At 47.9% G+C, this 25,555-nt stretch carries 27 protein-coding genes and 1 other RNA gene; 23 read left to right on the plus strand and 5 right to left on the minus strand.

The features are described from left to right. Positions 1 to 53: 53 nt before the first annotated feature. The 8 genes from SB724_RS12265 to SB724_RS12300 all read left to right on the plus strand — a co-directional run bounded on the left by SB724_RS12265 (position 54) and on the right by SB724_RS12300 (position 6,233). Positions 54 to 239 (plus strand): helix-turn-helix domain-containing protein, encoded by a 186-nt coding sequence (locus SB724_RS12265; protein ID WP_087920807.1) that lies wholly within the window; start codon positions 54 to 56, stop codon positions 237 to 239. Positions 240 to 362: 123 nt separating this feature from the next. Beyond that, positions 363 to 593: a preprotein translocase subunit SecG gene (gene secG, locus SB724_RS12270; protein ID WP_003151681.1), complete on the plus strand. Its 231-nt coding sequence runs from the start codon at positions 363 to 365 to the stop codon at positions 591 to 593. A 118-nt stretch (positions 594 to 711) separates the two neighbouring features. Beyond that, positions 712 to 1,452, plus strand: a complete 741-nt coding sequence (locus SB724_RS12275) for an alpha/beta hydrolase (RefSeq protein ID WP_007409986.1) — start codon at positions 712 to 714, stop codon at positions 1,450 to 1,452. Positions 1,453 to 1,470: 18 nt separating this feature from the next. Continuing rightward, positions 1,471 to 3,804 carry a ribonuclease R gene (gene rnr / locus SB724_RS12280; RefSeq protein ID WP_021494134.1) on the plus strand — a complete coding sequence of 778 codons (2,334 nt, stop codon included), beginning with the start codon at positions 1,471 to 1,473 and terminating at the stop codon, positions 3,802 to 3,804. Positions 3,805 to 3,943: 139 nt separating this feature from the next. After that, positions 3,944 to 4,414 (plus strand): SsrA-binding protein, encoded by a 471-nt coding sequence (gene smpB, locus SB724_RS12285; protein WP_003151688.1) that lies wholly within the window; start codon positions 3,944 to 3,946, stop codon positions 4,412 to 4,414. A 167-nt stretch (positions 4,415 to 4,581) separates the two neighbouring features. Next, positions 4,582 to 4,944: a transfer-messenger RNA gene (gene ssrA / locus SB724_RS12290) on the plus strand. A 74-nt stretch (positions 4,945 to 5,018) separates the two neighbouring features. Beyond that, positions 5,019 to 5,324, plus strand: a complete 306-nt coding sequence (locus SB724_RS12295) for a barstar family protein (protein ID WP_410571309.1) — start codon at positions 5,019 to 5,021, stop codon at positions 5,322 to 5,324. 114 nt (positions 5,325 to 5,438) lie between these two features. Further along, positions 5,439 to 6,233, plus strand: a complete 795-nt coding sequence (locus SB724_RS12300) for an SDR family NAD(P)-dependent oxidoreductase (protein ID WP_410563528.1) — start codon at positions 5,439 to 5,441, stop codon at positions 6,231 to 6,233. A 38-nt stretch (positions 6,234 to 6,271) separates the two neighbouring features. Here SB724_RS12300 and SB724_RS12305 read toward each other — a convergent pair whose 3' ends face one another. Beyond that, the gene (locus SB724_RS12305) at positions 6,272 to 7,162 is read right to left on the minus strand and encodes a LysR family transcriptional regulator (RefSeq protein WP_410571311.1); all 891 of its coding nucleotides are present in this window, start codon (positions 7,160 to 7,162) and stop codon (positions 6,272 to 6,274) included. A gap of 151 nt (positions 7,163 to 7,313) precedes the next feature. Here SB724_RS12305 and SB724_RS12310 point away from each other — a divergent pair, with 151 nt between their 5' ends. The 9 genes from SB724_RS12310 to SB724_RS12350 are packed head-to-tail and all read left to right on the plus strand — an operon-like array spanning position 7,314 to position 14,372. Then, positions 7,314 to 7,853 carry a GNAT family N-acetyltransferase gene (locus SB724_RS12310; protein ID WP_003151702.1) on the plus strand — a complete coding sequence of 180 codons (540 nt, stop codon included), beginning with the start codon at positions 7,314 to 7,316 and terminating at the stop codon, positions 7,851 to 7,853. Continuing rightward, a complete protein-coding gene (locus tag SB724_RS12315; protein WP_410571314.1) occupies positions 7,850 to 8,662 on the plus strand; it encodes an amino acid ABC transporter substrate-binding protein in 813 nt (270 codons plus the stop codon). Before SB724_RS12310 ends, SB724_RS12315 begins: the two co-directional genes overlap by 4 nt. A 25-nt stretch (positions 8,663 to 8,687) precedes the next feature. Continuing rightward, positions 8,688 to 9,500: an amino acid ABC transporter substrate-binding protein gene (locus SB724_RS12320; RefSeq protein WP_021494133.1), complete on the plus strand. Its 813-nt coding sequence runs from the start codon at positions 8,688 to 8,690 to the stop codon at positions 9,498 to 9,500. A 22-nt stretch (positions 9,501 to 9,522) separates the two neighbouring features. Then, a complete protein-coding gene (locus SB724_RS12325) occupies positions 9,523 to 10,245 on the plus strand; it encodes an amino acid ABC transporter permease (RefSeq protein ID WP_007613792.1) in 723 nt (240 codons plus the stop codon). A gap of 15 nt (positions 10,246 to 10,260) precedes the next feature. Then, a complete protein-coding gene (locus SB724_RS12330) occupies positions 10,261 to 10,968 on the plus strand; it encodes an amino acid ABC transporter permease (RefSeq protein WP_052827850.1) in 708 nt (235 codons plus the stop codon). Then, entirely contained in the window at positions 10,965 to 11,744 is a 780-nt protein-coding gene (locus SB724_RS12335; RefSeq protein WP_410571317.1) for an amino acid ABC transporter ATP-binding protein, read from the plus strand. The genes SB724_RS12330 and SB724_RS12335 overlap by 4 nt, the downstream gene beginning before the upstream one ends. Continuing rightward, positions 11,741 to 12,748: an LLM class flavin-dependent oxidoreductase gene (locus tag SB724_RS12340; RefSeq protein ID WP_410571319.1), complete on the plus strand. Its 1,008-nt coding sequence runs from the start codon at positions 11,741 to 11,743 to the stop codon at positions 12,746 to 12,748. The genes SB724_RS12335 and SB724_RS12340 overlap by 4 nt, the downstream gene beginning before the upstream one ends. 11 nt (positions 12,749 to 12,759) lie before the next feature. Continuing rightward, positions 12,760 to 13,047, plus strand: coding sequence for a glutaredoxin family protein (locus tag SB724_RS12345; protein ID WP_003151715.1), 288 nt, complete (start codon positions 12,760 to 12,762; stop codon positions 13,045 to 13,047). After that, positions 13,044 to 14,372: an LLM class flavin-dependent oxidoreductase gene (locus tag SB724_RS12350; RefSeq protein WP_410571321.1), complete on the plus strand. Its 1,329-nt coding sequence runs from the start codon at positions 13,044 to 13,046 to the stop codon at positions 14,370 to 14,372. The genes SB724_RS12345 and SB724_RS12350 overlap by 4 nt, the downstream gene beginning before the upstream one ends. Before the next feature lie 164 nt (positions 14,373 to 14,536). On the opposite strand, the gene SB724_RS12355 is transcribed toward SB724_RS12350, so the two are convergent. The 3 genes from SB724_RS12355 to SB724_RS12365 are packed head-to-tail and all read right to left on the minus strand — an operon-like array spanning position 14,537 to position 16,947. Further along, positions 14,537 to 15,310, minus strand: a complete 774-nt coding sequence (locus tag SB724_RS12355) for an amidohydrolase family protein (protein ID WP_410571323.1) — start codon at positions 15,308 to 15,310, stop codon at positions 14,537 to 14,539. A gap of 3 nt (positions 15,311 to 15,313) precedes the next feature. Then, entirely contained in the window at positions 15,314 to 15,730 is a 417-nt protein-coding gene (locus SB724_RS12360; protein ID WP_015418217.1) for a carboxymuconolactone decarboxylase family protein, read from the minus strand. Next, a complete protein-coding gene (locus SB724_RS12365; protein WP_308826132.1) occupies positions 15,730 to 16,947 on the minus strand; it encodes an MFS transporter in 1,218 nt (405 codons plus the stop codon). The genes SB724_RS12360 and SB724_RS12365 overlap by 1 nt, the downstream gene beginning before the upstream one ends. A gap of 103 nt (positions 16,948 to 17,050) precedes the next feature. On the opposite strand from SB724_RS12365, the gene SB724_RS12370 reads away from it, so the two are divergent. Together SB724_RS12370 and azoRB are read left to right on the plus strand one after the other, a co-directional pair. Further along, complete coding sequence (locus SB724_RS12370; protein WP_308826131.1) at positions 17,051 to 17,902, plus strand: helix-turn-helix transcriptional regulator; 852 nt, start codon at positions 17,051 to 17,053, stop codon at positions 17,900 to 17,902. A 357-nt stretch (positions 17,903 to 18,259) separates the two neighbouring features. After that, entirely contained in the window at positions 18,260 to 18,895 is a 636-nt protein-coding gene (gene azoRB / locus SB724_RS12375) for an FMN-dependent NADH-azoreductase AzoRB (RefSeq protein WP_003151719.1), read from the plus strand. Positions 18,896 to 18,940: 45 nt separating this feature from the next. Here azoRB and SB724_RS12380 read toward each other — a convergent pair whose 3' ends face one another. Beyond that, positions 18,941 to 19,981: an oxidoreductase gene (locus SB724_RS12380; RefSeq protein WP_410571326.1), complete on the minus strand. Its 1,041-nt coding sequence runs from the start codon at positions 19,979 to 19,981 to the stop codon at positions 18,941 to 18,943. 138 nt (positions 19,982 to 20,119) lie between these two features. Here SB724_RS12380 and csoR point away from each other — a divergent pair, with 138 nt between their 5' ends. The 4 genes from csoR to SB724_RS12400 all read left to right on the plus strand — a co-directional run bounded on the left by csoR (position 20,120) and on the right by SB724_RS12400 (position 25,481). Next, positions 20,120 to 20,425: a copper-sensing transcriptional repressor CsoR gene (gene csoR / locus SB724_RS12385; RefSeq protein ID WP_013353610.1), complete on the plus strand. Its 306-nt coding sequence runs from the start codon at positions 20,120 to 20,122 to the stop codon at positions 20,423 to 20,425. Positions 20,426 to 20,500: 75 nt separating this feature from the next. After that, a complete protein-coding gene (copZ, locus tag SB724_RS12390; protein ID WP_015240581.1) occupies positions 20,501 to 20,707 on the plus strand; it encodes a copper chaperone CopZ in 207 nt (68 codons plus the stop codon). Positions 20,708 to 20,790: 83 nt separating this feature from the next. Continuing rightward, positions 20,791 to 23,220, plus strand: a complete 2,430-nt coding sequence (locus tag SB724_RS12395; protein ID WP_410571328.1) for a heavy metal translocating P-type ATPase — start codon at positions 20,791 to 20,793, stop codon at positions 23,218 to 23,220. A 149-nt stretch (positions 23,221 to 23,369) separates the two neighbouring features. Further along, entirely contained in the window at positions 23,370 to 25,481 is a 2,112-nt protein-coding gene (locus SB724_RS12400) for a heavy metal translocating P-type ATPase (protein WP_410571330.1), read from the plus strand. The last annotated feature ends 74 nt before the right edge of the window (positions 25,482 to 25,555 follow it).

Genomic DNA, 25,555 nt, shown 5'->3' on the forward strand with positions numbered 1-25,555 from the left:
TGAAGAAAGTGGTCGAAAAGATACAGATCAGAAGAGATTATGTGCTGCAGTATATGGTCAATAATGACTACTCGTTAAACCAGCTCGCCCTGGAGATCGGAATATCTCCCGCCACACTGAGCCGTGTACTGAATGGAGAGCGGAGACCGGGCCAGCTGGTCATCGGAAAAATGCTCTATTACTTTGACATGAAATTTGAAGATCTTTTTTACTACGACTTTGTTGACAAAAGTCAATGATGATGGAAGATTCAAACGCATTTCCGTTTTTCTGACATGATGTATACCGATACGGCGTGACATGCCTTTGCTTTTCATGTAAAATAGAAGCAATGTAGGCCAGTCAGTCTGGAGGTGTATGGGATGCACACATTATTGATTACCTTATTGGTTATCGTCAGTATTGCACTTATTATTGTCGTATTGCTTCAAACCAGCAAAAGCGCCGGTTTATCGGGTGCAATTTCAGGCGGGGCGGAGCAGCTTTTCGGAAAACAGAAAGCAAGGGGCCTTGATCTGATTCTTCACCGCACAACCGTTGTGCTGGCAGTCTTGTTTTTCGTGTTGACGATTTCGCTGGCGTATATCGTATAAGGCAATGTTTGTATAAGGTCTGATTTAATATCAGGCCTTTTTCTTGTTGAGAGACGGCGTTTGTTTCTCGCAAAACTGTGGAAAACTAAATTGAATGTGCAAAAAAGGGGTTATGAGCATGAAAATTGTGACACCAAAACCATTTACATTTAAAGGCGGAGACAAAGCGGTGCTTCTGCTGCACGGATTTACGGGAAATACGGCAGACGTCAGAATGCTCGGCCGCTACTTGAATGAGCGCGGCTACACGTGTCACGCGCCTCAATATAAAGGGCACGGCGTTCCGCCGGAAGAGCTGGTACATACGGGGCCTGAAGATTGGTGGAAAGACGTCATGGACGGTTATGAATATTTACGGTCTGAAGGCTATGAAAACATTGCGGCCTGCGGACTGTCGCTTGGCGGGGTTTTTTCATTGAAATTGGGTTACACTGTACCCATAAAGGGAATTGTTCCTATGTGTGCGCCGATGCACATTAAAAGTGAAGAGGTTATGTACGAAGGAGTTCTCTCCTACGCGCGCAATTATAAAAAATTCGAAGGAAAACAGCCGGAGCAGATTGAAAAGGAAATGAAGGAGTTTGAAAAAACACCGATGAATACGCTCAAATCGCTTCAGGAGCTGATTGCCGATGTGCGCAAAAACGTCGACATGATCTATTCCCCGACATTTGTGGTTCAGGCACGGCATGACCATATGATTAATACAGAAAGTGCGAACATCATTTACAACGAGGTGGAAACGGACGACAAACAGCTGAAATGGTATGAAGAATCAGGCCATGTCATTACGCTCGATAAAGAACGGGACCTCGTTCATCAGGATGTGTACGAATTTTTAGAGAAACTTGATTGGTAACAAACAGGAGGTCGAATAATGGAAAAAGAAGCGTTTATGGACCGTCTTCTCGCGTTTATGAAGGAAGAGGCGTACAAGCCCCTTACCGTTCAGGAACTCGAGGAGATGCTGAACATCACGGAAGCAGATGAATTTAAAGAGCTGGTAAAAGCGCTGGTGGCGCTCGAGGAGACGGGACAGATCGTCCGCACCAGAAGCAACCGCTACGGGCTTCCGGAAAAAATGAATTTAGTAAAAGGAAAAATTTCCGCGCATGCGAAAGGATTCGCGTTTCTATTGCCGGAGGATACCTCTTTAAGCGACGTGTTTATTCCGCCGAATGAGCTGAATACGGCCATGAACGGCGATATCGTCATGGTGCGGCTCAATTCCCAGTCAAGCGGATCGAGACAGGAAGGCACGGTCATCCGCATCCTGGAAAGAAGCATCGACCGCGTCGTGGGCACATACACAGAAACGAAAAGCTTCGGCTTTGTCATCCCGGATGATAAGAAAATCACGAGTGATATTTTTATTCCGAAACATGCCAATAACGGCGCTGCGGAAGGCCATAAAGTCGTCGTCAAACTGACAAGCTACCCTGAAGGCAGAATGAACGCCGAAGGAGAAATCGTTGAAATACTCGGCCATAAAAATGATCCGGGCATCGATATTTTATCCATCATCCATAAGCACGGCCTGCCGGGAGATTTTCCGGCTGAAGTGATGGAGCAGGCAACAAGCACGCCCGATACCATCGATGAAAAAGACATCAAAGACCGCCGTGATCTCCGCGATCAGGTCATCGTCACCATTGACGGCGCGGATGCGAAGGATCTGGATGACGCCGTCACCGTGACAAAGCTTGATAACGGCAGCTACAAGCTCGGCGTTCATATTGCCGATGTCAGCCATTACGTCACGGAGAATTCCCCGATTGACAAAGAAGCGCTGGAAAGAGGGACAAGCGTGTACTTGGTTGACCGGGTCATTCCGATGATTCCGCACAGACTGTCTAACGGAATCTGTTCTTTAAATCCGAAGGTCGACCGGCTGACGCTTTCCTGCGAAATGACAATCAACCAGCAGGGACAGGTGACAGAGCACGAGATCTTCCAAAGCGTCATCAAAACGACGGAAAGAATGACCTATTCAGATGTCAACCGGATTCTCACAGAAGACGACGCCGAGCTGAAAGAAAGATATGAGCCGCTCGTCCCGATGTTTAAAGACATGGAACGTCTGGCGGAAATTCTCCGGGCGAAACGGATGGACCGCGGCGCCGTGGATTTTGATTTCAAAGAGGCGAAGGTGCTCGTCGATGAGGAAGGCGCCGTTAAAGACGTCGTCATCAGAGAGCGCTCAGTAGCGGAAAAGCTGATCGAAGAATTCATGCTTGTCGCAAACGAAACGGTGGCCGAGCACTTCCATTGGATGAACGTGCCGTTTATTTACCGGATTCACGAAGAGCCGAACGCCGAAAAACTGCAAAAGTTCTTGGAGTTCGTCACGACATTCGGTTATATCGTCAAAGGGAAAGCCGGAGACATTCATCCGCGCGCGCTGCAAAGCATTCTTGATGAAGTGCGGGACCGTCCGGAAGAAACGGTGATTTCAACCGTCATGCTCCGTTCCATGAAGCAGGCGAAATACGACCCGCAAAGCCTGGGCCATTTCGGGCTGGCGACTGAATTTTATACGCACTTCACATCGCCGATCCGCCGTTATCCTGACTTAATCGTTCACAGGCTGATCAGAACGTATTTGATCAACGGACAATCGGACGAAGCGACTCAAGAAAAGTGGGCCGAACGCCTTCCGGAAATCGCTGATCATACGTCAACGATGGAACGTCGCGCCGTTGATGCAGAGCGGGAAACGGACGATCTGAAAAAAGCGGAATATATGCTTGATAAAATCGGCGAGGAATTTGACGGCATGATCAGTTCCGTCACGAATTTCGGAATGTTTGTCGAGCTGCCGAATACGATTGAAGGGCTTGTGCACGTCAGCTTTATGACGGATGATTATTACCGTTTTGACGAGCAGCATTTCGCCATGATCGGTGAACGCACGGGCAACGTTTACCGCATCGGAGACGAAATCACGGTCAAAGTCGTCGACGTCAATAAAGATGAGAGAAACATCGACTTTGAAATTGTCGGCATGAAAGGCACCCGCCGTCCGAGAGAAACGACAGGCGACCGCAGAAAACGCGGCAGACCGGCGCGGAAACGCGTGTTAAACAGCAATACCCCGGCTTCACCGCCGAAATCGGAGGAAAAAGGGGAATGGTTTACAAAACCGAAGAAGAAAAAGAAAAAACGCGGTTTCCAAAACGCGCCGAAACAAAAACGCAAAAAGAAGAAGTAAATGCGAAAAGCAAATGGGGCAAAATGCTCTGTTTGCTTTCTTTCGCAAGCCGCATTTTCATTGTCGCGGAACGCTCCATTTGCTAAAATAAAGCGTATCGCACACATGAACGGTTTTTGCGGAGAGAGGAGGATAAGGCATGCCAAAAGGATCAGGCAAAGTATTATCACAAAACAAAAAAGCAAACCATGATTACTTTATAGAAGAAACCTATGAAACAGGCATCGTGCTGCAGGGAACAGAGATTAAGTCCATCCGCGCCGGCCGCGTAAACATGAAGGATTCCTTTGCGAAAATCGAGCGCGGCGAAGTGTTCCTCCACAACATGCACATCAGCCCGTACGAGCAGGGAAACCGCTATAACCACGACCCGCTCCGGACGAGAAAGCTTTTGATGCACCGGAAAGAAATCAATAAGCTGATCGGCCTGACGAAAGAGAAAGGCTATTCCCTCGTGCCGCTGAAGCTGTACTTGAAAAACGGCTTTGCCAAAGTGTTAATCGGCCTTGGAAAAGGGAAGAAAACATACGATAAACGCGAAGATTTAAAACGAAAAGACGCCAAAAGAGAAATCGAAAGAGCGTTCAGAGACAGACAAAAAGGCTTCTGATGCCTGAGCCTTGATGTGATGACTGCCCTATGCTATACTGTTCACACATCAGATTCACAGGCTGTTTATTGAAGACATTCCCAATTGAATTTGTCTGTGATCATGATATAATAACAGTACAGCCAGTTGAGCAAGAGCTTGATAGATCTCCCGTATACCCTTAACAAGGGGACGTTACGGATTCGACAGGGATGGATCGAGCTTGAGCTGCGAGCCGAGAGGCGATCTCGTTAACACGCACCTAAATATAACTGGCAAAACTAAAAGTTTTAACCAAAACTTAGCACTAGCTGCCTAATAAACGCAGCGAGCTCTTCCTGACATTGCCTATGTGTCCGTGAAGAGCACATCCAAGTAGGCTACGCTTGCGTTCCCGTCTGAGAACGTAAGAAGAGACTGACAGACTAGCTCTCGGAAGGCCCGCCCGCAGGCACGAAGACGAGTGAAACACGAAATATGCAGGCTACGCTCGTAGACGCTTAAGTAATCGATGTTTCTGGACGTGGGTTCGACTCCCACCGTCTCCATACATAACAGAGGAACCGCAGTGCCGTCACATGACGCACTGCGGTTTTTTCATGCCGAAAAAAAGGAGTGAATGTAAATGGAAATCGCCATCATAGACGGAAAAGATGTTACCAGCACAGAAGCTTTACACCGAATCTTAAAAGATCAATTAGATTTCCCGGACTTTTATGGTGAAAATCTGAATGCCTTATGGGATTGTCTGACAGGCTGGATAGAATATCCGCTGACTTTGGTGTGGAAGAATTTTGACATCAGTCAGAAGGAATTGGGTTCGGATGCTGATGATGTATTAAGGATATTAAAAAAGGCTCAGGCAGAATTAGATGGTGAATTTTTCATTCAAATTGATCAGCCGTCAGCCGGGACAACGGACAGGCACTAAAAAGTGCGTACTTCCCCTCATCCATTTTTCTATCCGATAATAGGGACGGAAGGTTTCAGGCTTTTGATTTCTGTCCATATATAAGAAGAGACTTGCGATAGGGAGGAATGGATGATGGATTTGCAGTTGAAAGGGAAGACGGCGCTTGTGACGGGATCTACATCAGGCATCGGGAAGGCGATTGCGGCTTCGCTGATTGCAGAAGGTGCGGCCGTGATCATTAACGGCCGTCGTGAAGAAAAGGTGAACGAAACGATCCGGGAACTAGAGAAACAGACGCCGGATGCCCGTCTCTATCCGGCCGCATTTGATTTAGGCACGGCAGGAGGATGCGGCGCGATTTTTCAGCAGTATCCGGATGTGGATATTCTCGTCAACAATTTAGGAATCTTTGAACCTGCGGAATACTTTGATATTCCTGACGAAGAGTGGCTCCGGTTTTTCGAGGTGAATATCATGAGCGGCGTGCGGCTGACACGCCGGTATGCAAAGCGGATGATTGAGCGGAAGGAAGGGCGGGTGATCTTTATCGCGAGTGAAGCGGCCGTCATGCCTTCTCAGGAAATGGCCCATTACAGCGCCACGAAAACGACGCAGCTGTCGCTGTCACGCAGTCTGGCCGAGCTCACGGAAGGGACGAATGTGACGGTGAATACAGTCATGCCCGGCTCCACGAAAACAGAGGGCGTCGAAACAATGCTCGAGTCGCTTTACCCCGGTGAAAACCTGACCGCGGCGGAGGCGGAGAGACGATTTATGAAGGAAAATCGTCCGACGTCCATTATTCAGCGATTGATCCGTCCGGAAGAAATCGCTCACTTTGTCGCCTTTTTAAGCAGCCCGCTGTCGTCTGCCATTAACGGATCTGCATTGCGGATCGACGGCGGCTTGGTGCGGAGCATTATATAAGATGAACGTACAAAAACCCCCGTAAAGCGGGGGTTTTTTTAATGCGGATCACGCTGAAACCGGCTGATGATCCTGCTGATTAAATCTTTTGTGGCGCAGTCAAAATGCTCTTCTTTTTGGTTTGTCAACAGCCCGACCGGCGGTGAAATTGTCAAGTTATTGATCGGAATGACCTTCGTGCCCTCGATCGGTTCTGAGTGCGCCGTCGCCGTAAAGATTGAGACGCCGATATTTTCCCTGACATAGTATTGATGAGCCATGCTGCTGGTCAGCTCCATTTTTCGATAGCGGCTGCCGATGGCCCGCTGCAGGTGCTGTTCAATTTGAATCCGGATCGGGCAATTGGCGGGCGTAAAAATCAGGCATTCATTTTCTAAATCCTCGAGATTAACGCTTGCTTTGGCGGCAAGGGGATGTCTGTCTGACACGATGACATTGAGCGAGTCATGGAAAAACGGATCGAAATAATTTTCCAGAATCAGCTCCGGCTCGCCGCATACGGCAAAATCAATGGCGCCCTCCAGCAGTTTGCGGCTGCATGTATTGGCATCGTCCACGCTGACATTGACCGACATATCAGGATAATCATTTAAGAAACCCCGCAGTACGGCAGGGAAGATCAGGCTTGCCGTCGGTTCGGATATGCCGATCTGAATAAGGCCTGCCTGGCCCTGTCTGATATCGGCCAGAGTATGGTCAAGCACCTCGTATTGCGCGAGAAGCTGCCCGGCCCGCTCATGAAACAGCCGCCCCGCTCTTGTCAGCTTCAGCTTCTTTCCCCGTTCAAACAGCTGTGCGCCTACATCCTGTTCCAGCTGTTTAATCCGCATTGAAATCGTCGGCTGTGAGTAGTTCAGAATTTCGGCGGCTTTATAAAAGCTGCCTGACTGTACGATGGTATGAAATGTTTTAATGGTGCGTAATTCCAACGAAATCCCCTCCCGGCTGTTCATTAATTTTCTTGAACCTTTCCTTTACTTTTTTTGATTAGTCAAATAAATCAGTTTGCTTTATAGTATAAACAATCAAAGCTTAGTAAACAAATTGGAATTATATATTTTTGCGGGGAGAGTGACCGGAATGAGTGAAGACATATTTCGATTGGCTGAGAAAAAGGATGCGCCGGAGTTTTTAGAGCTGCTGTACAGCGCGTTTCAGCCGATCCGCAATTTGGAGATTGACTGGCCGTCGGCGCGGGCCGACATCGATATGGTAACAGAAAATATTGAAAATCATTCAGCCGTCGTGCTCGAACGGGACGGACGGCTTCTTTCAACCATTACGATCCGTTTTCCGTGGGAGAGTGACACGCCTCCGTCTAAATATCCCTTTGTCTGGTGGTTTGCGACGCTTCCTGAGCTGAAGGGGCAGGGCATCGGCAGCAAACTTTTGACTTATGTAGAGGAACACGTGCTGCGGGATACGCTGAAGGCCCCGGCCATCACGCTCGGCACTTCGGCCCGCAAGCATCCCTGGCTTGTAGATATGTACAGACGGAGGGGGTATGAAGTGTATTTTGAGCAGGAGAAAGACGGAGACATCGGAGTCATGATGAGAAAGGTGCTCATACCGGAGCGGTTTGACGCGTCGCTGTTAGGCACTCCGAGCTGGGCGCAATGATAAAAAAACGGATCAGAGCCGGCTGTCTGCTTCTGCTGCTCGGCGTGCTGTCCGGGTGCGGGCAAGGAGAAAGCACAAAAGCGGGGAGCGGCGTGCAGACCGTCATTGTCGGCACGGGAACTGATTTTCCGAACATTGCTTTTATGGATGAAAAAGGCGAGCTGACCGGCTATGACATTGAAGTGATGAAAGCCATTGATAAACAGCTGCCGCAATACAAATTTGTCTTTAAGACGATGGATTTTTCGAATCTGCTCACAAGTCTCGGAAACCGGAAAATTGACGTGATCGCGCACAATATGGCGAAAAATAAGGAACGGGAGAAACGCTTTTTGTATCACAAGATCCCGTATAACTACTCGCCGATGTACATCACGGTGAAGGCGGATAATGACGCGATACACACGCTCCGGGATTTAAAAGGGAAAACCGTCATCGTCGGCGCGACGTCAAACGCGGCGGATTATATGACGGCATACAACAAAACCCACGGCAGCCCGATACATTTGAAATACGCCGGGCAGGGCGGCAATGACACAGCGAACCAAATGGAGACGGGACGCGCTGACGCCACCGTATCCACGCCGTTTGCCGTCGATTTTCAAAATAAGACGCACGGGTTCAAACAAAAGACGGTGGGTGATGTGCTGCTGGATACCGCGGTGTATTTTATGTTCAATAAAAACAGCCAAACCCTGGCGGACGATACAGATCGGGCGATTCAAAAGCTGGAGAAGGACGGCACATTGAAAAGGCTGAGTGAAAAATGGCTCGGCGCGGATTATTCAAAATCAAGTTTCACGAAATAACTGAAGCAGAAAACGGGGCGATCACATGAAAATAAGACTGGCGGTCATGTCATTAACAATTGCCGCAACGGCGGCGTTATCAGCCTGCGGCGCGGGCGGGGAGGCGGCATCAGGCAATCAGAAAAATGTGAAGAACATCACGGTCGGCACCGGCACTCAATTTCCGAATATTTGCTTTATTGATGATAAAGGCAAATTGACGGGCTACGACGTTGAGCTGGTGAAAGAGCTTGACAGGCGCCTGCCGGACTATCGCTTCACCTTTAAAACGATGGATTTCTCCAACCTGCTTGTCAGCCTCGGCCAGCATAAAGTCGATATCGTAGCCCATCAAATGGAGAAAAGCGCTGAACGGGAGAAAAAATTTCTGTTCAATCAAGTCGCGTATAACAACTTCCCGCTGAAAATCACGGTGCTTCAAGAAAACGGGAACATTCACGGCATTGATGACTTGAAAGGGAAGCGGGTCATTACGAGTCCGACGTCAAACGGCGCGCTTGTGCTGAAAAAATGGAATGAAAAACACGGCAGTCCGTTTGAAATCGCTTATGCCGGCCAAGGCTCCAACGATGCGGCCAATCAGCTGAAATCCGGCCGCGCTGATGCGACGATTTCAACACCGTTTGCCGTCGATTTTCAAAACAAAACGAGCGCGATCAAAGAAAAAACAGTCGGCGGGGTGCTGTCAAATGCCAAAGTGTTCTTTATGTTTAACAAAAATGAACAAACGCTGAGCGATGACATTGATAAAGCCCTGCAGGAAATCATTGATGACGGCACGCTTAAAAAGCTGAGTGAAAAGTGGCTCGGCGCGGATTATTCAAAGGAGCAATATTAAGTGAAAAAGAGAGGGATCGGCAATGGAAAAAGCGTTTGATATCAGTATGATCTCATCCTTTGTGCCGACATTGCTCGGGTATTTGCCCGTCACGCTGTATATATTGGCGGTGTCTTTGCTGTTCGGCTTTCTATTGGGGCTGCTTTTGGCGCTGCCCCGCATCTATCGCATTCCCGTTTTGAATCAGTTTGCGAAGCTGTATATCTCTTTTTTCAGAGGAACGCCCATCATGGTGCAGCTGTTCATTGTATTTTACGGCATTCCGGCGCTCACGGCGCTCGCCGGAATTGATACCTCCAAAATGGACCCTTTGTATGCGGCCATCGCCACGTACGCGCTGAGCAGCGCGGCAAGAGCGGCCGAAATCATCAGGGGAGGTGTGAACAGCGTCGACCGCGGGCAGGCGGAGGCGGCGTTCAGCATCGGGCTGAACGGGGGGCAGACATTCCGGCGCATCATTCTGCCGCAGGCGCTTGTGCAGGCCTTTCCCAACATCGGGAATATGGTGATCGGTTTCTTAAAAGATACATCACTCGCTTTTTCGATCGGGGTGATGGATATGTCGGGCAGAGGACAGACCTTGATTACATCGAGCAATCATTCTTTAGAAGTGTATATCTCGCTTTCTGTTCTGTATTATGCGGCCGCCCTTTTATTTGAATGTGTCTTCAGATGGGCTGAAAAACGAATCAAGAAAGATGAGACGCGCCTTGTGACGGTTTTTGACATGAGCGCGCACGGCTGAAAAGGAGGGAGAACAGTGGAGCTGGACATTCCATTTATCGGCACTGCGATAAAACAAATGATGAAAACCGTTCCGCTTACATTGGCAATGACGGTCATTCCGATTATTGCCGGATTTTTCATAGCTCTCGGCAATATCACGGTGCGTATATTCCGCATCAAATGGCTGCTGGCCTGCTCATCGTTTTACGTGTCTTTTTTTCGCAGCACCCCGGCGATTCTCCATATTATGCTGATTTATTTAGGGGTTCCGCTGATTGCCGATCAATTCAGCCGCGCGTTTCATCTCGGCTGGTCGGCCAATCAGATTCCGGTCGCCGTGTTTGTCATCATGGCACTGTCATTAACGGCAGGCGCTTATATGACGGAAATTCTCCGATCCGGGATCATGGCCGTCGATACGGGGCAGGCGGAGGCGGCATATTCAATCGGTCTGACGCGGGGCCAGATGATTCGGCGCGTAATTCTGCCGCAGGCGTTCATGATTTCTCTCCCGAACTTCACCAATATAGGAATCGGCTTTTTGCATACCACTTCCATCGCGGCAATTGTTGCGGTGCCTGAAATTACAGGAACGGCGACGATTGCGGCATCCGATAACTATGCGTTTCTGGAAGCATTTATCGGGGCGGCCGTGATTTATTGGGGATTAACGCTGATTCTCGAAGCTGTAAACAGTCTGGCGGAAAAAAGGGCGGCCAGATATCAAGGAGGCGCATTATGATCGAAATCCGAAACATTCAAAAACATTTTGGCAGTCATCACGTGTTAAAAGGGATCAATTTAAGTGTCCGGAAAGGAGAAGTCGTGACCATCATCGGCCCGAGCGGTTCCGGGAAAACCACTTTTCTGCGCTGCCTTAATTTACTTGAGCGGCCGGATGAGGGCGCCATTTCGCTGCACGGTGAAGTCATTAACTGCAAAAAGCCTGCCAAAAAAGACATTCTCAGACTGAGGAAACAGACGGCGATGGTTTTTCAGCAATATCATTTGTTTTCGCATAAAACGGCGATTCAAAATGTCATGGAAGGCCTGACGGTCGCAAGGAAAATGAAAAAACCAGATGCGTACGCCATTGCCGAGCGGGAACTGGCCAAGGTGGGGCTTCAGGATAAATTGCACGCCTATCCGAATCAACTGTCGGGAGGCCAAAAGCAGCGGGTCGGGATTGCCCGGGCGCTTGCCATTCATCCTGATGTCATGCTGTTTGACGAACCGACCGCAGCCCTCGATCCGGAGCTTGTCGGCGAGGTGCTGGAGGTGATGCTTAACATTGTGCGGACCGGAGCCACCATGATCATTGTCACACATGAAATGGAATTCGCCAGAAGAGTGTCCGACCGAATTGTGTTTATGGATGAAGGAGCAATCGTGGAACAAGGAACGCCTGAGGAAGTCTTTTACAAGACGAAAAAAGAAAGAACGAAGAAGTTCCTCCGCCGCATGCTGCCTGATTACGGTTATGACATAAAAGAGCGCATAAAGGAGCCTGTCGTATGATTCGTTTAAGCATTTTAGACCAAAGTGTCACCGCGGAAAACCAAACCGCAGAAGAAGCCTTGCGGCAAACGGTGAAATTGGCTCAGGAGGCCGAACAATACGGATATGACCGTTTCTGGGCGGCGGAGCATCATAACAATGAAGAGATAGCGGGATCAGCGCCGGAAATTGTTCTGGGGTATCTTGCCGCAAGCACGAAAAAAATCCGTCTCGCATCCGGCGGGGTGATGCTGCAGCATTACAGTCCCTATAAAGTGGCGGAGCAGTTTCGGGTTCTGTCCGCCCTTGCTCCCGGCCGTGTGGCGCTCGGTGTCGGCAAAGCGCCCGGCGGATTTCAGCTGTCAACCGATGCATTGCAGCGGGAGCTTATCCAGCCCGCCCGTTTGTTTGAAGAAAAGCTTGAGGAGCTGACTCATTTCATCCGAAATGATTTTCCGGACTCGCACCGCTATGCGTCATTGCGTCCGGCGCCGCATACTGAGTATGCGCCTGACATCTTTTTGCTCGGCGGCAGTGCGGAAAGCGCGATATCCGCGGCCAAACTCGGCATTTCCTTCGTTTTCGCCTATTTCATAAACGGTGAAGAGGCTGCGTTAGAAAAAGCGCGCCACGCCTTTGACGAGCATCTGCCGAAAGGGTCGAAGGCGGAATTTCACCTTGCGCCGATGGTCTTTACCGCGCATACAAAAGCAGAAGCTGAAAAACACGTGGTATCGCGTGAGTCGGTCAAAATCATTCTCGAAGACGGCAAAAAGGTGAATGTCGGTTCCAGGGAACAAGCGGAAGCGTTTCTTGAACAAGTCACGCAGCCGTATAAGCTGATCACACAAAAGACGGGTGTGATTGCCGGGACAAAAGAAGAGACTGCCGCCGAGCTGCGACGATTATCCGTTCAATACAGCATTACTGATTTTGTGATTCTGTCGCCTATCAAAAACGCTGAGGAAAAACGATTGTCTTACCGGCTGTTAAGCGAAGCGGTGCAGCCGGCCCCACGATTATAGGAGGGATGAACATGAGTCATGAAGTAAACGTAGTGGTCTGGAGCAAACAGGGCTGCTCCTATTGCGATGAAGTGAAAGGATATTTGCGGGAAAAAGCCGTTGCATACGAAACAATTGATGTGACAGAGCGGGATGAATTGCGTGACGTGCTGCAGACGAAGTACGGCATCCGTCATGTCCCCGTCGTTGAAATCGGCAGCGGTGACAGCCGTGTGTATCAGGCCGTTACTCAAGTCGGCATTGAACATGTAGAACGGGCGCTTGCCGATTACGAGGGGAAAAAGGGGGAGAGAAAATGAGCCGGACGGATCTTATTCAATTCGGAGCCATGATTCACGGTGTCGGCGGCACAACGGACGGCTGGCGTCATCCCGACGCCGATCCGACAGCAAGCACGAATGCAGCGTTTTACAGGCAAAAAGCGCAGACTGCTGAAAGAGGGCTGTTCAGCTTTGCTTTTATTGCGGACGGCTTGTTCATTTCTGAAAAGTCCATCCCGCACTTCTTAAATCGTTTTGAGCCGATCACCATTTTATCGGCGCTTGCCGCCTCTACAACCCATCTTGGTTTAATCGGCACATTTTCCACATCGTTCACTGAGCCGTTCACCATCGCAAGACAGCTGATGTCTCTTGACCATATCAGCGGCGGCCGGGCGGGCTGGAATCTCGTCACCTCTCCGCAGGCGGGAGCCGCGCGCAATCACAGCAAAGAAAGCCTTCCCGACCACAGCCGGCGCTATGCCATCGCCCAGGAACATGTGGACGTGGTGCGCGGTCTGTGGAATTCCTGGGAAGAAGATGCCTTCGTCCGCAACAAAGAAACCGGGCAATTTTTTGACCCTGACAAACTGCATCGCCTGTATCACAAAGGCGAGTATTTTCAAGTGGAGGGCCCGCTGAATATCGGCCGGTCCAAACAGGGAGAGCCGGTCGTTTTCCAAGCGGGGTCTTCAGAAACCGGCCGGTCGTTTGCCGCGAGGAATGCAGATGCAGTCTTTACGCACTCCAATTCACTTGAGGAAACGAAGGCTTTTTATAATGATGTGAAGAAGCGGGCGGCGGATTACGGCCGGGACGCTTCCAAGCTGCGGATTTTTCCGGGAATCAGTCCGATTATAGCCGGCTCACAGGAAGAAGCGGAAGCGAAATACCAAGAATTCGCCGAGCTGATTCCCATAGAGAACGCTGTTAAGTATGTGGCCAGATTTTTTGACGATTATGATCTGAGCCGTTTTCCATTGGATGAGCCGTTTCCTGATTTGGGCGACGTCGGGAAAAACGCGTTTCAAAGCACGACAGACCGTATCAAAAGAGAGGCAAAAGCCCGGAATCTTACGCTGCGTCAAGTGGCGCGCGAAGCCGCGTTTCCGCGAACCAACTTTATTGGGACACCGGAACGTGTGGCGTCATTAATTGAAACATGGTTTCAGCGGGAAGCGGCGGACGGGTTTATCATTCACTCTGACATCCCGGGCATGCTTGAAGCCTTTGTGGATCATGTCATACCGATCCTTCAGGAAAAGGGGCTGTACCGAAAAAGCTATCCGGCCGATACACTGCGGGGGAATCTCGGATTGGATATTCCGGCCTGCAGACCCAATCCGATTTTGAGCAGAAACTGAGGTTTCTGCCCGTCATTAAAGGAACCCGCCAGCATTTTGGATAAGAAAAGAGCCGAAATTACCCCGTTAAGACTAAATCGGCTCTTTACTATTTAAAAGACGTAAAGAATGTTGAATGCAATCCTTCAAACTTATATTCCCTAAGAAATTGTTATAAAAATAAGTTAAATCTTTAAGAGATTAGCAATGTTCCCGCCTAGTACTCGTTGTATGACTTCTTCACTTGAAGCATGGCGTTCAACTGCCAACTTATTTAAGAATGGATCACCATATGGAAAATCAGAACTAAATAAAGTTTTCTCTGGGAGTTCTTTTATAGCCAAAGATAATGCATAGGTTGTATAAAATGCAGAAATATCCAGGTAGGCGTTCTTTGTTTCTTTTGTTAATGCAATAACTTGCAGCCAATGAATTCCTCCCAAATGGCCATAGATTACAGGGACAGTGGGATATTTTCGAGTTAAAGCGAACAATTCCCGAATATCATTTAAATTGAGTGGATGGAATGTATGCACCCAAATCGGAAAGGAATTATAATCACTAGCTGCCTGGAATACAGGCTCAAGCATTTTAATTTGGCCTGAACCAAGGGTGAATTCTCCAAGTCCCTTCATTTTATAATCTTTTACAATCTTCTCAACCCAATCATGCAGTTCCCCGGAGGAACTTAAAAGGGGAACTGATCCAAATCCAATAAAACGGTCAGGATATTTTGCGATAGCATCCCTTAATTCTTCTAAAGCTTTTGATCGTGCTTCTAGGTTATTTAAAATTTGATTCAGTACATCCATTTCCTGAATAAATTCATCGTAGCTTTCACTTTTTTCTGGATGAACAAGCGTAGAAAATAAAATAGTTTTATCTATCCCGCTTGAATCCATCATTTCAATGTGTTTTTCTACAGGTAGAACTACGTGGGCATGACTATCAATAATCATTTTTTACTCTCCTTCCAATAAATTGGCTGACAGCTGATTTCGTCTTTTAGAAAATACTTCAGTAGCTATTGTTAAAATGGTATTTAATGCGACAGGAAAGCCTGCATAAATTAACATTTGCATCATAGCTTCCACAATTTCTTCTTCGGTCCATCCGACATTTAAAGCTCCGTTAATATAAAATTTTAATTGTTCCGTATTTCCTAAAGCAGTCAGACCAGCAACTGCTGCAAGAAGGCGGGATTTTAAATCTAATCCCGGTCTAGAAAAAATTTGACCGTAATTAAATTCCACAGCCAAAGTTCCCAAGTCAGGTGCTGCTGAATCTTTAAAACTGTTCACGATGTTTTGGTAGTTGTGCGGATCTATTTTTGATAGAACTTCCAATCCTTTTTTGAAGTTTTCTGTATTTTCAGACATTAAATGTGACTTCCTTTCTCGAATTCTCTATTTTTTACTGTTGTTTTTTTAGGTAAGCTAAATAAGGAACTAAAAGCAATACCTATCATGAGTATCCCAACTGTACATACTCCATACCAATGCCATTTGCTCCAAGCAAGTACACCTAGATATGATCCTAAAGATCCGCCTAAGAATGTAGATACCATGTATAAACCATTTAATCTGCTTCTCTTTTCAGGAGATAGTTGAAAGATAGCAGCTTGACAAGCAACTTGATTTGCTTGCGTGCCAACTGTTACTAATAGTGCGCCAAGAATTAATCCCGGTAACCAATATCCTAAGAATATTAAGGTCAGAAAAGCGATTAAAGAAATAAACATACATAAGGTATTAGCAAATTTTGATCCTTTTTTATCGATCACCCGGCCAATCATGGGAGTTGCAAAGGCTCCAGCTATTCCCACTAAACCTATTAAACCTGCCGCGGTGCTCCCATAAGAATACGGAGAAGTATTTAATAAAAAAATAAGAGTTGTCCAGAAGGCACTAAAGGAACCAAACATCATTCCTTGACTCAGGCAAGCTTTTTGCAACACTTTTTCTTTTTTAAATAACGGGCCTAAAGATGCAAGTAATGTTTTATACTGCATTGCATGATTTCCTTTGCTTTTTGGAAGATACATTGCCATTAAAATGATCATTATCATTGTGCCAGCAAAAGAAGCCCAATACATTGATCTCCATCCAAAATGGGAATCTGCAAAACCACTGATAAATCGAGCGCCTAAAATCCCACACACTAAGCCAATGGCAACATTCCCTAACACTTTTCCTCTGTTCTCTTCTGAAGCTAAATTAGCAGCAAGAGGAACAATAATTTGAGGGACTATGGTAACAAATCCAAGAATTAAGTTTGCTGCAATCAGCCACGTTACATTCATTGATAAAGCAGTTGCGGCTAAAATCACACATACAATAGATAATAAACTTAGGATCAATTTTCTCCGTTCAAAAATGTCACCTAATGGTACCAATAAAAGATTTCCCAATGCATATCCCACTTGAGTTAATGTTGCTACAATTCCTATATAGTTTTCAGAAACGTGAAAAGTATTTGCCATACTGACTAAGAGCGTTTGATTTAAATAGACATTAGCGACTGTAAAACCGCATGCTGCAGCCATGAGGAGAACTAATCCTTTCGGGAAAGGCTCAGCCCTATTTTTGAAAACCATAAAACTCACCTCCTTCATTTATTAGAATAGATGAAGGTTTATAATGGGAATAGGAGTGTGTTTATCCTATTATTAAAACTACTACTCATAAGGGGAGAAGTTCATGTTAAGTGACAAAGAAAGAAGGAAAGAACTAGGGGATTTCTTAAAAACACGACGGGCACGATTATCTCCTCAAGACTTTGGTTTACCTATTGGTCCGCGCAGAAAAACAGAAGGACTGCGCCGAGAAGAAGCAGCTCAGCTGGCAGGAATAGGAGTAACCTGGTATACATGGTTAGAGCAGGGGCGTGATATACAGGTATCTTCAGACGTATTGGAGGCTATTTCGCGTGTATTCAGGTTAAATGAAGAGGAAAAAGAGCATCTATTTTTATTAGCAAATCAGCCATTGCTATCTAAGGTGGGAAGACCTCTCGTTGAAAGCGTAAATAGCGTCCTGAAAAATGTATTGAGTCAATTAGAATACTGCCCTACATATGTAACCGACGAAAAATTGAACATAGTAAACTGGAATAAAGCTGCTGCCGTGGTTTTTGGTGATTTTGATAAAATGAATGATCGAGATCGTAATGCAGTCTGGCGTTGCTTTACGTCTAAAGAATACCGAGAGCTCTTTCTTAATTGGGAAGATCATGCGCAACGCTTGATTGCTCAATTTCGTTTAGCCTATACACGTTTTGTCGGTGATGAGTGGTTTAAAGATATCATTAAAGAACTTACCAATAAGAGCCCTGAGTTTCGTAATTGGTGGTCCAAGCATGAAGTTCTAGGTACTCCTTGCGGCAAAAAAACACTGCTGCATCCTTTAGTTGGAGAAATGATTATGGATCATATTACTCTTCAAGTGTACGATGCTCCTGAACTAAAATTAACCATTTACCAACCCCGCCAAGAAGGTGAAACAGAACAGAAAATGAAGCGTTTGTTAAACTGGCAAGCAGACCTGCAATAAAAGAGTGTGATAAATTCAAACGTATTAAGCGGAATTCGTTTGTCTCTAATATAAGAGCAGGAACATTTTGCATGGATAAATTCCACACAACTAAGTTTGAAATGAAACAGCCGATTTAGCCTTAACATGGTCAAAATCGGTCTTTTCTTTGTCGAAATTTGCTTAACGCGGGTTTTTTTCGATTTGCTGAAGGTGCTTCTTACAGCCTTTTTTAAAAAAATATACTGATTTCAAGATATTATTGTTGCTAAATGATTTTTTTGTAACTATAATTATTACAGAACTGATCAGTATAAAAAAACATTCATATTTCATAATAAATGTGTGTGTAATCTGAAAACGAAAGGGCTGTTTACAATGGCAAAAGTACTTTATATCACTGCTCATCCTCATGATGAAAAGACATCTTACAGTATGGCGACAGGAAAAGCGTTTATCGATTCTTATAAAGAATCAAACCCGAATGATGAGGTTGTACATATCGACCTTTACAAAGAGAACATCCCTCATATCGACGCGGATGTATTCAGCGGCTGGGGAAAACTTCAATCCGGCACAGGTTTTGAAGAGCTTTCTGAAAACGAAAAAGCGAAAGTCGGCCGTCTGAACGAGCTGAGCGATCAATTCGCGTCAGCTGACAAATACGTATTCGTCACACCGCTTTGGAACTTCTCATTCCCGCCTGTTATGAAAGCGTACCTTGATTCTGTGGCTGTAGCCGGAAAATCATTCAAATATACAGAGCAAGGCCCGATCGGTCTGTTGACTGACAAAAAAGCGCTCCACATTCAGGCGCGCGGAGGCTATTACTCTGAAGGGCCGGCGGCTGACATGGAAATGGGCCACCGTTACATCGGCATCATGATGAACTTCTTCGGCGTTCCTTCTTTTGACGGATTAATCGTTGAAGGCCATAATGCTGAACCGAATAAAGCACAGCAAATTAAAGAAGATGCGATTGCCCGAGCGAAAGAAGCCGGAAAATCATTCTGATCTTAAAAAAACCTCCCAGCTGACACGGCTGGGAGGTTTTTTATATTAAAGGGCAATCGTCCGTTTTTGTTCGCTGCTTTTCATCGCCGCTTCAATGACACGGATGACATCGATGCCTTCTTTTGCCGTAACGGGAAGCGGTTTTCCGTTTAAGATGCTGTCAGCCAGCAGTTTGTAGTACGTAAGGTAAGAGCCGTTCTCAGAGGGGATTGTTTCTGTATGCCTTTTTTCATCCGCTGCGGTTGTCAGCTCTCCGAAGTTGTCAGGGTCATCGGCGCCCCAGCTGTCGTCGATCGGCTTTTGTCCGGCTGAAAGCGCCTCTTCCTGTCCGTCCTTTCCGTATTTGATAAAGCTTGCATTCCGTCCGTGAATCTGGTAGCGCGGGCCGCTTGCTGCATTCATGGAGCCGGATTGAAGAATGACCTGAAGTTTGCCGTAATGGAGCGCGGCCAGAAAATTATCAACGGTTTCACTATTGTCCCGCTGCTTCATCACATGTGCGGTGACGGATTCCGGCATTCCGAAAAGCAGAAGTGTCTGGTCAATAATATGTGAACCGAGATCATACAGCGTTCCCGTGGCGGGTCCGTTTTTTTCGCGCCATCTTTCTTGTACAACCGGATTGTACAGATCGTAGTTGACTTGATATGTATGAATGTCTTGAAGCGCCCCGTCCCGAATCAGCTTTTGTATTGTTAAAAAGTCATTGTCCCACCGCCGGTTGTGGTACACGCTCAGTAAGACGCCTTTATCTTCAGCCGTTCTTCTCAGTTCCTCTGCTTCTGCTGAAGTCGCCGTCATCGGTTTTTCCACGACGGTGTGTTTTCCCGCCAGGAGGCATTTCATCGCTGATTCATAATGCATTCCGCTCGGTGTCGTAACGATGACGAGATCAATGTCAGGATCACCGGTAATGTCTTCAATCGCGCGCACGGTTTCAGCCCCCGGCAGATCACGTTTGACCTCCTCCGTTCTGGAGGTCATGACTTTTTTGATCTGATAATCATCAAGGACGTCCAAAAGCGGCGCATGAAAAACTTTACCCGACAAACCATATCCCAATATGCCAACCTGTATCGTTTTCAATGGATTTCCCCCTCATGATATGTGATAACAATATATACCCCGCGGGAGTACTGGTAAAACTTGTGTGTTGAAAATTTTTTACACCGGATTTTCAAGTCTGTATAATGAAGATAACGAAGAAAAAAACCGAGGTGGAAAATGGACAAACATACCGAGCATCAATCGTTAAATCATAAAAGCGCCAAAGAAAAAGACCAGATTCTGAACCGGCTGAAACGGATTGAAGGCCAGGTCAGGGGCATTCAGAATATGGTGGAGAACGAACGATACTGCGTGGATATTCTCGTGCAGATTTCAGCCGTACAGGCGGCCATGCAGAAAGTCGCGTTTCATCTGCTGGAAGATCACGCCCATCACTGCGTAGCCGGCGCCATTGAGAGCGGAAACGGGGAGCAGGCGATTGCCGAGCTGCTTGATGTTGTGAAAAAAATCGCAAAATCGTAAAATAAAATGTTTTGAAATACCCTACAGGGGTATGGTAACATGAAGAAGAAAAAACAAGACGTGGAGGGAATCATCATGGAACAAAAAACACTGCAAGTCGAAGGCATGTCCTGTCAGCACTGTGTCAAAGCAGTAGAGACCGGAGTAGGAGAACTGAACGGAGTGACGGCGGTTCAGGTGAAATTGGAAGCCGGACAGGTGGACGTGACGTTTGATGAGAACAAAGTCTCCGTATCAGATATAAAAGACGCGATTGAAGATCAAGGTTATGACGTCGTATAGGATTTATCGCGCTGCGGAAACGGGCGCGGTTTTCTTTTATCATAATTATACCCCTGTGGGGTTTATGAAGAGAGATGAGGACATTGAGTGAACCGAAAGAAATGACCATTCAAGTGGGGGGCATGACATGCGCCGCCTGCGCTTCAAGAATTGAAAAAGGGCTGAAACGGATGGACGGCGTCAATGACGCTTCCGTCAATCTTGCGCTTGAAACCTCAAATATTTCCTATCAGCCTGACAAAATCGAAGCTGGCGCCATAAAAGAAAAAATTGAAAAACTCGGCTACCATGTTGTGACGGAAAAAGCCGAGTTTCAGATTGAAGGCATGACATGCGCCGCTTGCGCCAACCGGATTGAAAAGCGCCTGAACAAAATAGGGGGAGTTGACAGCGCACCGGTGAATTTCGCTCTGGAAACGGTCACCGTTGAATACAATCCGAAAGAGGTGACACCGAAAGAGCTGAAAGAGACCGTGGCAAAACTCGGCTACAGATTAGACGAGAAGAAAGCGGTTGATGGAGACGGCGGATTTTCCCAAAAGGAGAAAGAGCAGCGAAAGCAGCTGATCAGGCTGATATTTTCTGCCGTTCTCTCCTTTCCGCTTCTATGGTCGATGGTCAGCCATTTTTCTTTCACTTCTTTTATCTGGATGCCGGATATCCTGATGAATCCGTGGCTGCAATTCGCGCTTGCCACCCCGGTGCAGCTCGTCATCGGCTGGCCTTTTTATATGGGAGCGTACAAGGCGCTGAGAAACAAAAGCGCCAATATGGATGTTCTCGTTGCGCTCGGAACGACGGCCGCTTACGCATACAGCCTGTACATGACGATTGCGTCTCTCGGACGAGACGGACATGTTGAGGGGCTTTATTATGAAACGAGCGCCATTTTGCTGACTTTGATTTTGCTTGGAAAGCTTTTAGAGATGAAAGCGAAAGGCCGCTCATCAGAAGCGATTAAAAAGTTAATGAAGCTTCAGGCGAAGACGGCGGCGGTTGAGCGGGAAGGGAAGGTACAGGTGATTCCGATTGACGAGGTCCGGACGGGGGATATCGTATATGTGAAACCGGGAGAACGCGTCCCTGTCGATGGCGAAGTGATTGAAGGCTATTCCGCGATTGATGAATCGATGATTACGGGAGAGAGCATGCCTGTCGATAAGTCTCCCGGAAGCATCGTCACCGGGGCGACGATCAATGCAAACGGCTTTCTCAAAATCAGAGCGGTGAATGTCGGGAAAGATACCGCGCTTGCACACATTATTAAAATCGTAGAAGAAGCCCAAGGATCAAAAGCCCCTATTCAGCGGCTCGCGGATCACATTTCAGGCATTTTCGTCCCGATTGTGCTGGGGCTGGCCGTGCTGACTTTTCTCATTTGGTATGTATGGGCCGCGCCGGGACAGTTTTCTGAAGCGATCGGCAAATTCATCGCCGTGCTTGTCATTGCCTGTCCGTGCGCACTCGGGCTCGCCACACCGACGAGCATTATGGCGGGCTCAGGCCGCGCAGCTGAATTCGGCATTCTTTTTAAAGGCGGAGAGCATTTAGAAAAAACACAGCGTCTGACGACAATCGTACTGGATAAAACAGGAACGGTGACAAACGGCAGACCTGTTCTGACAGATGCCGTACCGGCAGAGGGAATGAACGAAGAGGAACTCCTGCGGCTGGCGGCGGCCGCCGAAACGGGATCAGAGCACCCGCTTGGAGAAGCCATCGTGTCAGGAGCCGAAAAACGGGGGATTGCCATCCCGAAAATCACCCGGTTCCAAGCCCGGATCGGTTCCGGAATCTATGCAGAGGCTGACGGCAGAACGATTCTAGCCGGATCAAGACGGCTGATGGAATCAGAACACATTGAACATGAGGCGCTGCTTCCGCAAATGGCCCGCTTGGAGGCGGAAGGAAAAACGGTGATGCTTATTGCGGCAGACGGCAAAGCGGCGGGGCTTATCGCAGTCGCCGATACAATCAAAGAAACATCTCCGGCCGCGGTGAAACGCCTGAATGATATGGGGCTTGACGTCATCATGATGACCGGTGACAACAAAAAGACCGCGGAGGCCATTGCAAAAGCCGCGGGCATCGGCAGCGTGATCGCCGAAGTGCTTCCCGAACAAAAGGCGGCGGAAATTTCCCGGCTGCAAAAAGAAGGCAGACGTGTGGCGATGGTCGGTGACGGCATCAATGATGCTCCGGCGCTGGCTGTGGCCGATATCGGAATGGCCATCGGCACCGGCACAGATATCGCAATGGAAGCGGCGGATATTACGCTGATCCGCGGTGACCTGAACGGCATTGCCGACGCCATCGGCATGAGCAGGCTGACCATGAGAAACATCAAGCAGAATTTAGGCTGGGCATTGGGATACAACAGCATCGGCATTCCGATTGCGGCGTCCGGCTTTCTGGCCCCGTGGGTGGCAGGCGCTGCCATGGCGTTCAGCTCAGTATCGGTCGTGCTTAATGCTTTGCGTTTACAGAAGGTGAAAAAAGACAAAATGGGCTGAGGCCTGTTTTGTCTTTTTTATTGACACTTTATTCAAAGCCTGCATATAATAGAGAAAACACATATATGAGTATATGTTCATATATATAAAATCGTTTAGCTGTATTGATGTTATGGGAATCCTATTACGGAAAGTAGGGTGAGTCGAAAATGAAAGCAGCCAAAGGTGAATTTGTATTAGACGGACTTGATTGCAGCAACTGTGCAAAAAAAATAGAAAACGGCGTAAAAGCCATTGACGGCATCGACGGCTGTGCTGTCAATTTTGCGGCAAGCACCATCACGGTCTCAGCCGGCGGCAAAAACGAGCAATGGATGAAAGATGAGGTTGCGAAAAAAGTAAAGTCCATTGATCCTCATGTGACCGTCCGTGCGAAACATGAAGACAAACCCGGCGAGGATGAGTACCGCAAAAAGCTGCAGCTGATGTTAGTGAGATTGGCATCGGGAGCCGTTTTGGCCGTCATCGCTTACTTCGCGCACACGGGCGCCGTCCTTGAGTTTCTGCTCTTTTTTGCTTCATATTTGATCATCGGCGGCGATATCGTAGCCAGAGCGGGAAAAAACATTGTCCGCGGCCAGGTATTTGATGAGCATTTTCTGATGGCGCTTGCCACGATCGGCGCATTTGTAATTCATCAGTATCCGGAAGGCGTCGCGGTCATGCTGTTCTACCAAATCGGTGAATTGTTTCAGGGAGCGGCCGTCAGCCGATCCAGAAAATCGATCAGCGCGTTATTGGACATCCGTCCTGAGTACGCCAATGTGAAAACGGAAAACGGCATGGCTGCCGTTCCGCCGCAGGACGTCAAAGTCGGACAGGTCATCGTCGTGAATCCCGGAGAACGGATTCCGCTGGACGGAAAGGTGCTGAGCGGTTCTTCGATGGTTGATACATCCGCTTTAACGGGCGAATCCGTGCCGAGAAAAGCGGAGCCGGGGCAAGATGTGATGGCCGGATTTATGAATCAGAACGGCGTGCTGCATATTGAAACCTCTAAAGGATATGAAGACTCTGCCGTGTCAAAAATATTGGATCTGGTCGAAAATGCGGCCGGACGTAAAGCGAAAACGGAAAACTTTATTACGAAGTTTGCCAAGTACTATACACCGGCCGTTGTCATTGTTGCGGTGCTTCTCGCCTTTTTACCGCCGCTTCTCGTGCCTTCAGCCGCGCTATCCGACTGGGTGTACCGCGCGCTGATTTTCCTTGTGATTTCTTGTCCGTGCGCACTCGTCGTCTCCATTCCGCTCGGGTTTTTCGGCGGTATCGGAGCTGCGTCTAAAGCAGGGGTGCTCGTGAAAGGCAGCAACTATTTAGAAGCGCTCAATCAGGTGGCATACGCCGTGTTTGATAAAACGGGAACCTTAACGAAAGGCAATTTCGCCGTTACTGATATCAAGCCGGCGGCAGGGTTTACAAAAGACAGCCTGCTTCATGCGGCCGCGCTCGCAGAAGCCCATTCCAATCATCCGATTGCTTCTTCCATCCGTGAAGCTTACAATCAACCGTTAGCGGCAGACGAGATTGAAGAATATGAAGAAATACCCGGACACGGCATTCGGGTGAAAACCGGCGGATCAACGATTTTGGCCGGAAATCAAAAACTGATGGCAAAAGAACAAATCGCTTCCGGCACAGCTGAAAATAACGGAACCGTCGTCTATGTCGCCGTTGATCAGCAGTATGCGGGGGCGATCGTGATCGCCGACGAAATCAAAGAGGACGCCAAACAGGCCATTGCCAATTTAAAAGCGCTCGGCGTGAAGCGGACAGTGATGCTGACGGGTGATTCAAAGCAGACCGGAGAAGCTGTCGGCCGAGAGCTCGGTATTGATGACGTGTACACAGAGCTTTTGCCGGGTGACAAGGTAGACCGCGTCGAAGAACTTGAAGCGGCGCTTTCACCGAATGAAAAACTGATGTTTGTCGGTGACGGGATTAATGATACGCCTGTGCTTGCCAGAGCTGACATCGGAGCTGCCATGGGGGCTCTCGGCTCTGATGCCGCCGTCGAAGCGGCCGATGTCGTCCTGATGACAGACCAGCCGTCAAAAGCAGCCGAAGCCATCCGGATTGCACGCCGCACACGCCGGATCGTCTGGCAGAACATCGGATTTGCTTTAGGCGTAAAAATCATTTTTCTCCTGCTTGGCGCATTCGGATTCGCCACCATGTGGGAAGCGGTCTTTTCAGATGTAGGCGTCACGCTGATCGCCGTTGCCAACGCGATGCGCGTCATGAGAGTGAAAGCGGAATAATTGTCAAAGATAATTCGTTTTTCAGGGTTTTCTTAAACAAGGTTGTCTTGGTAAAATAGAGAAGCGGGCCATCC

Source organism: Bacillus sp. SIMBA_031 (assembly GCF_046535225.1).
GTDB classification, from domain to species: Bacteria; Bacillota; Bacilli; order Bacillales; family Bacillaceae; genus Bacillus; species Bacillus velezensis.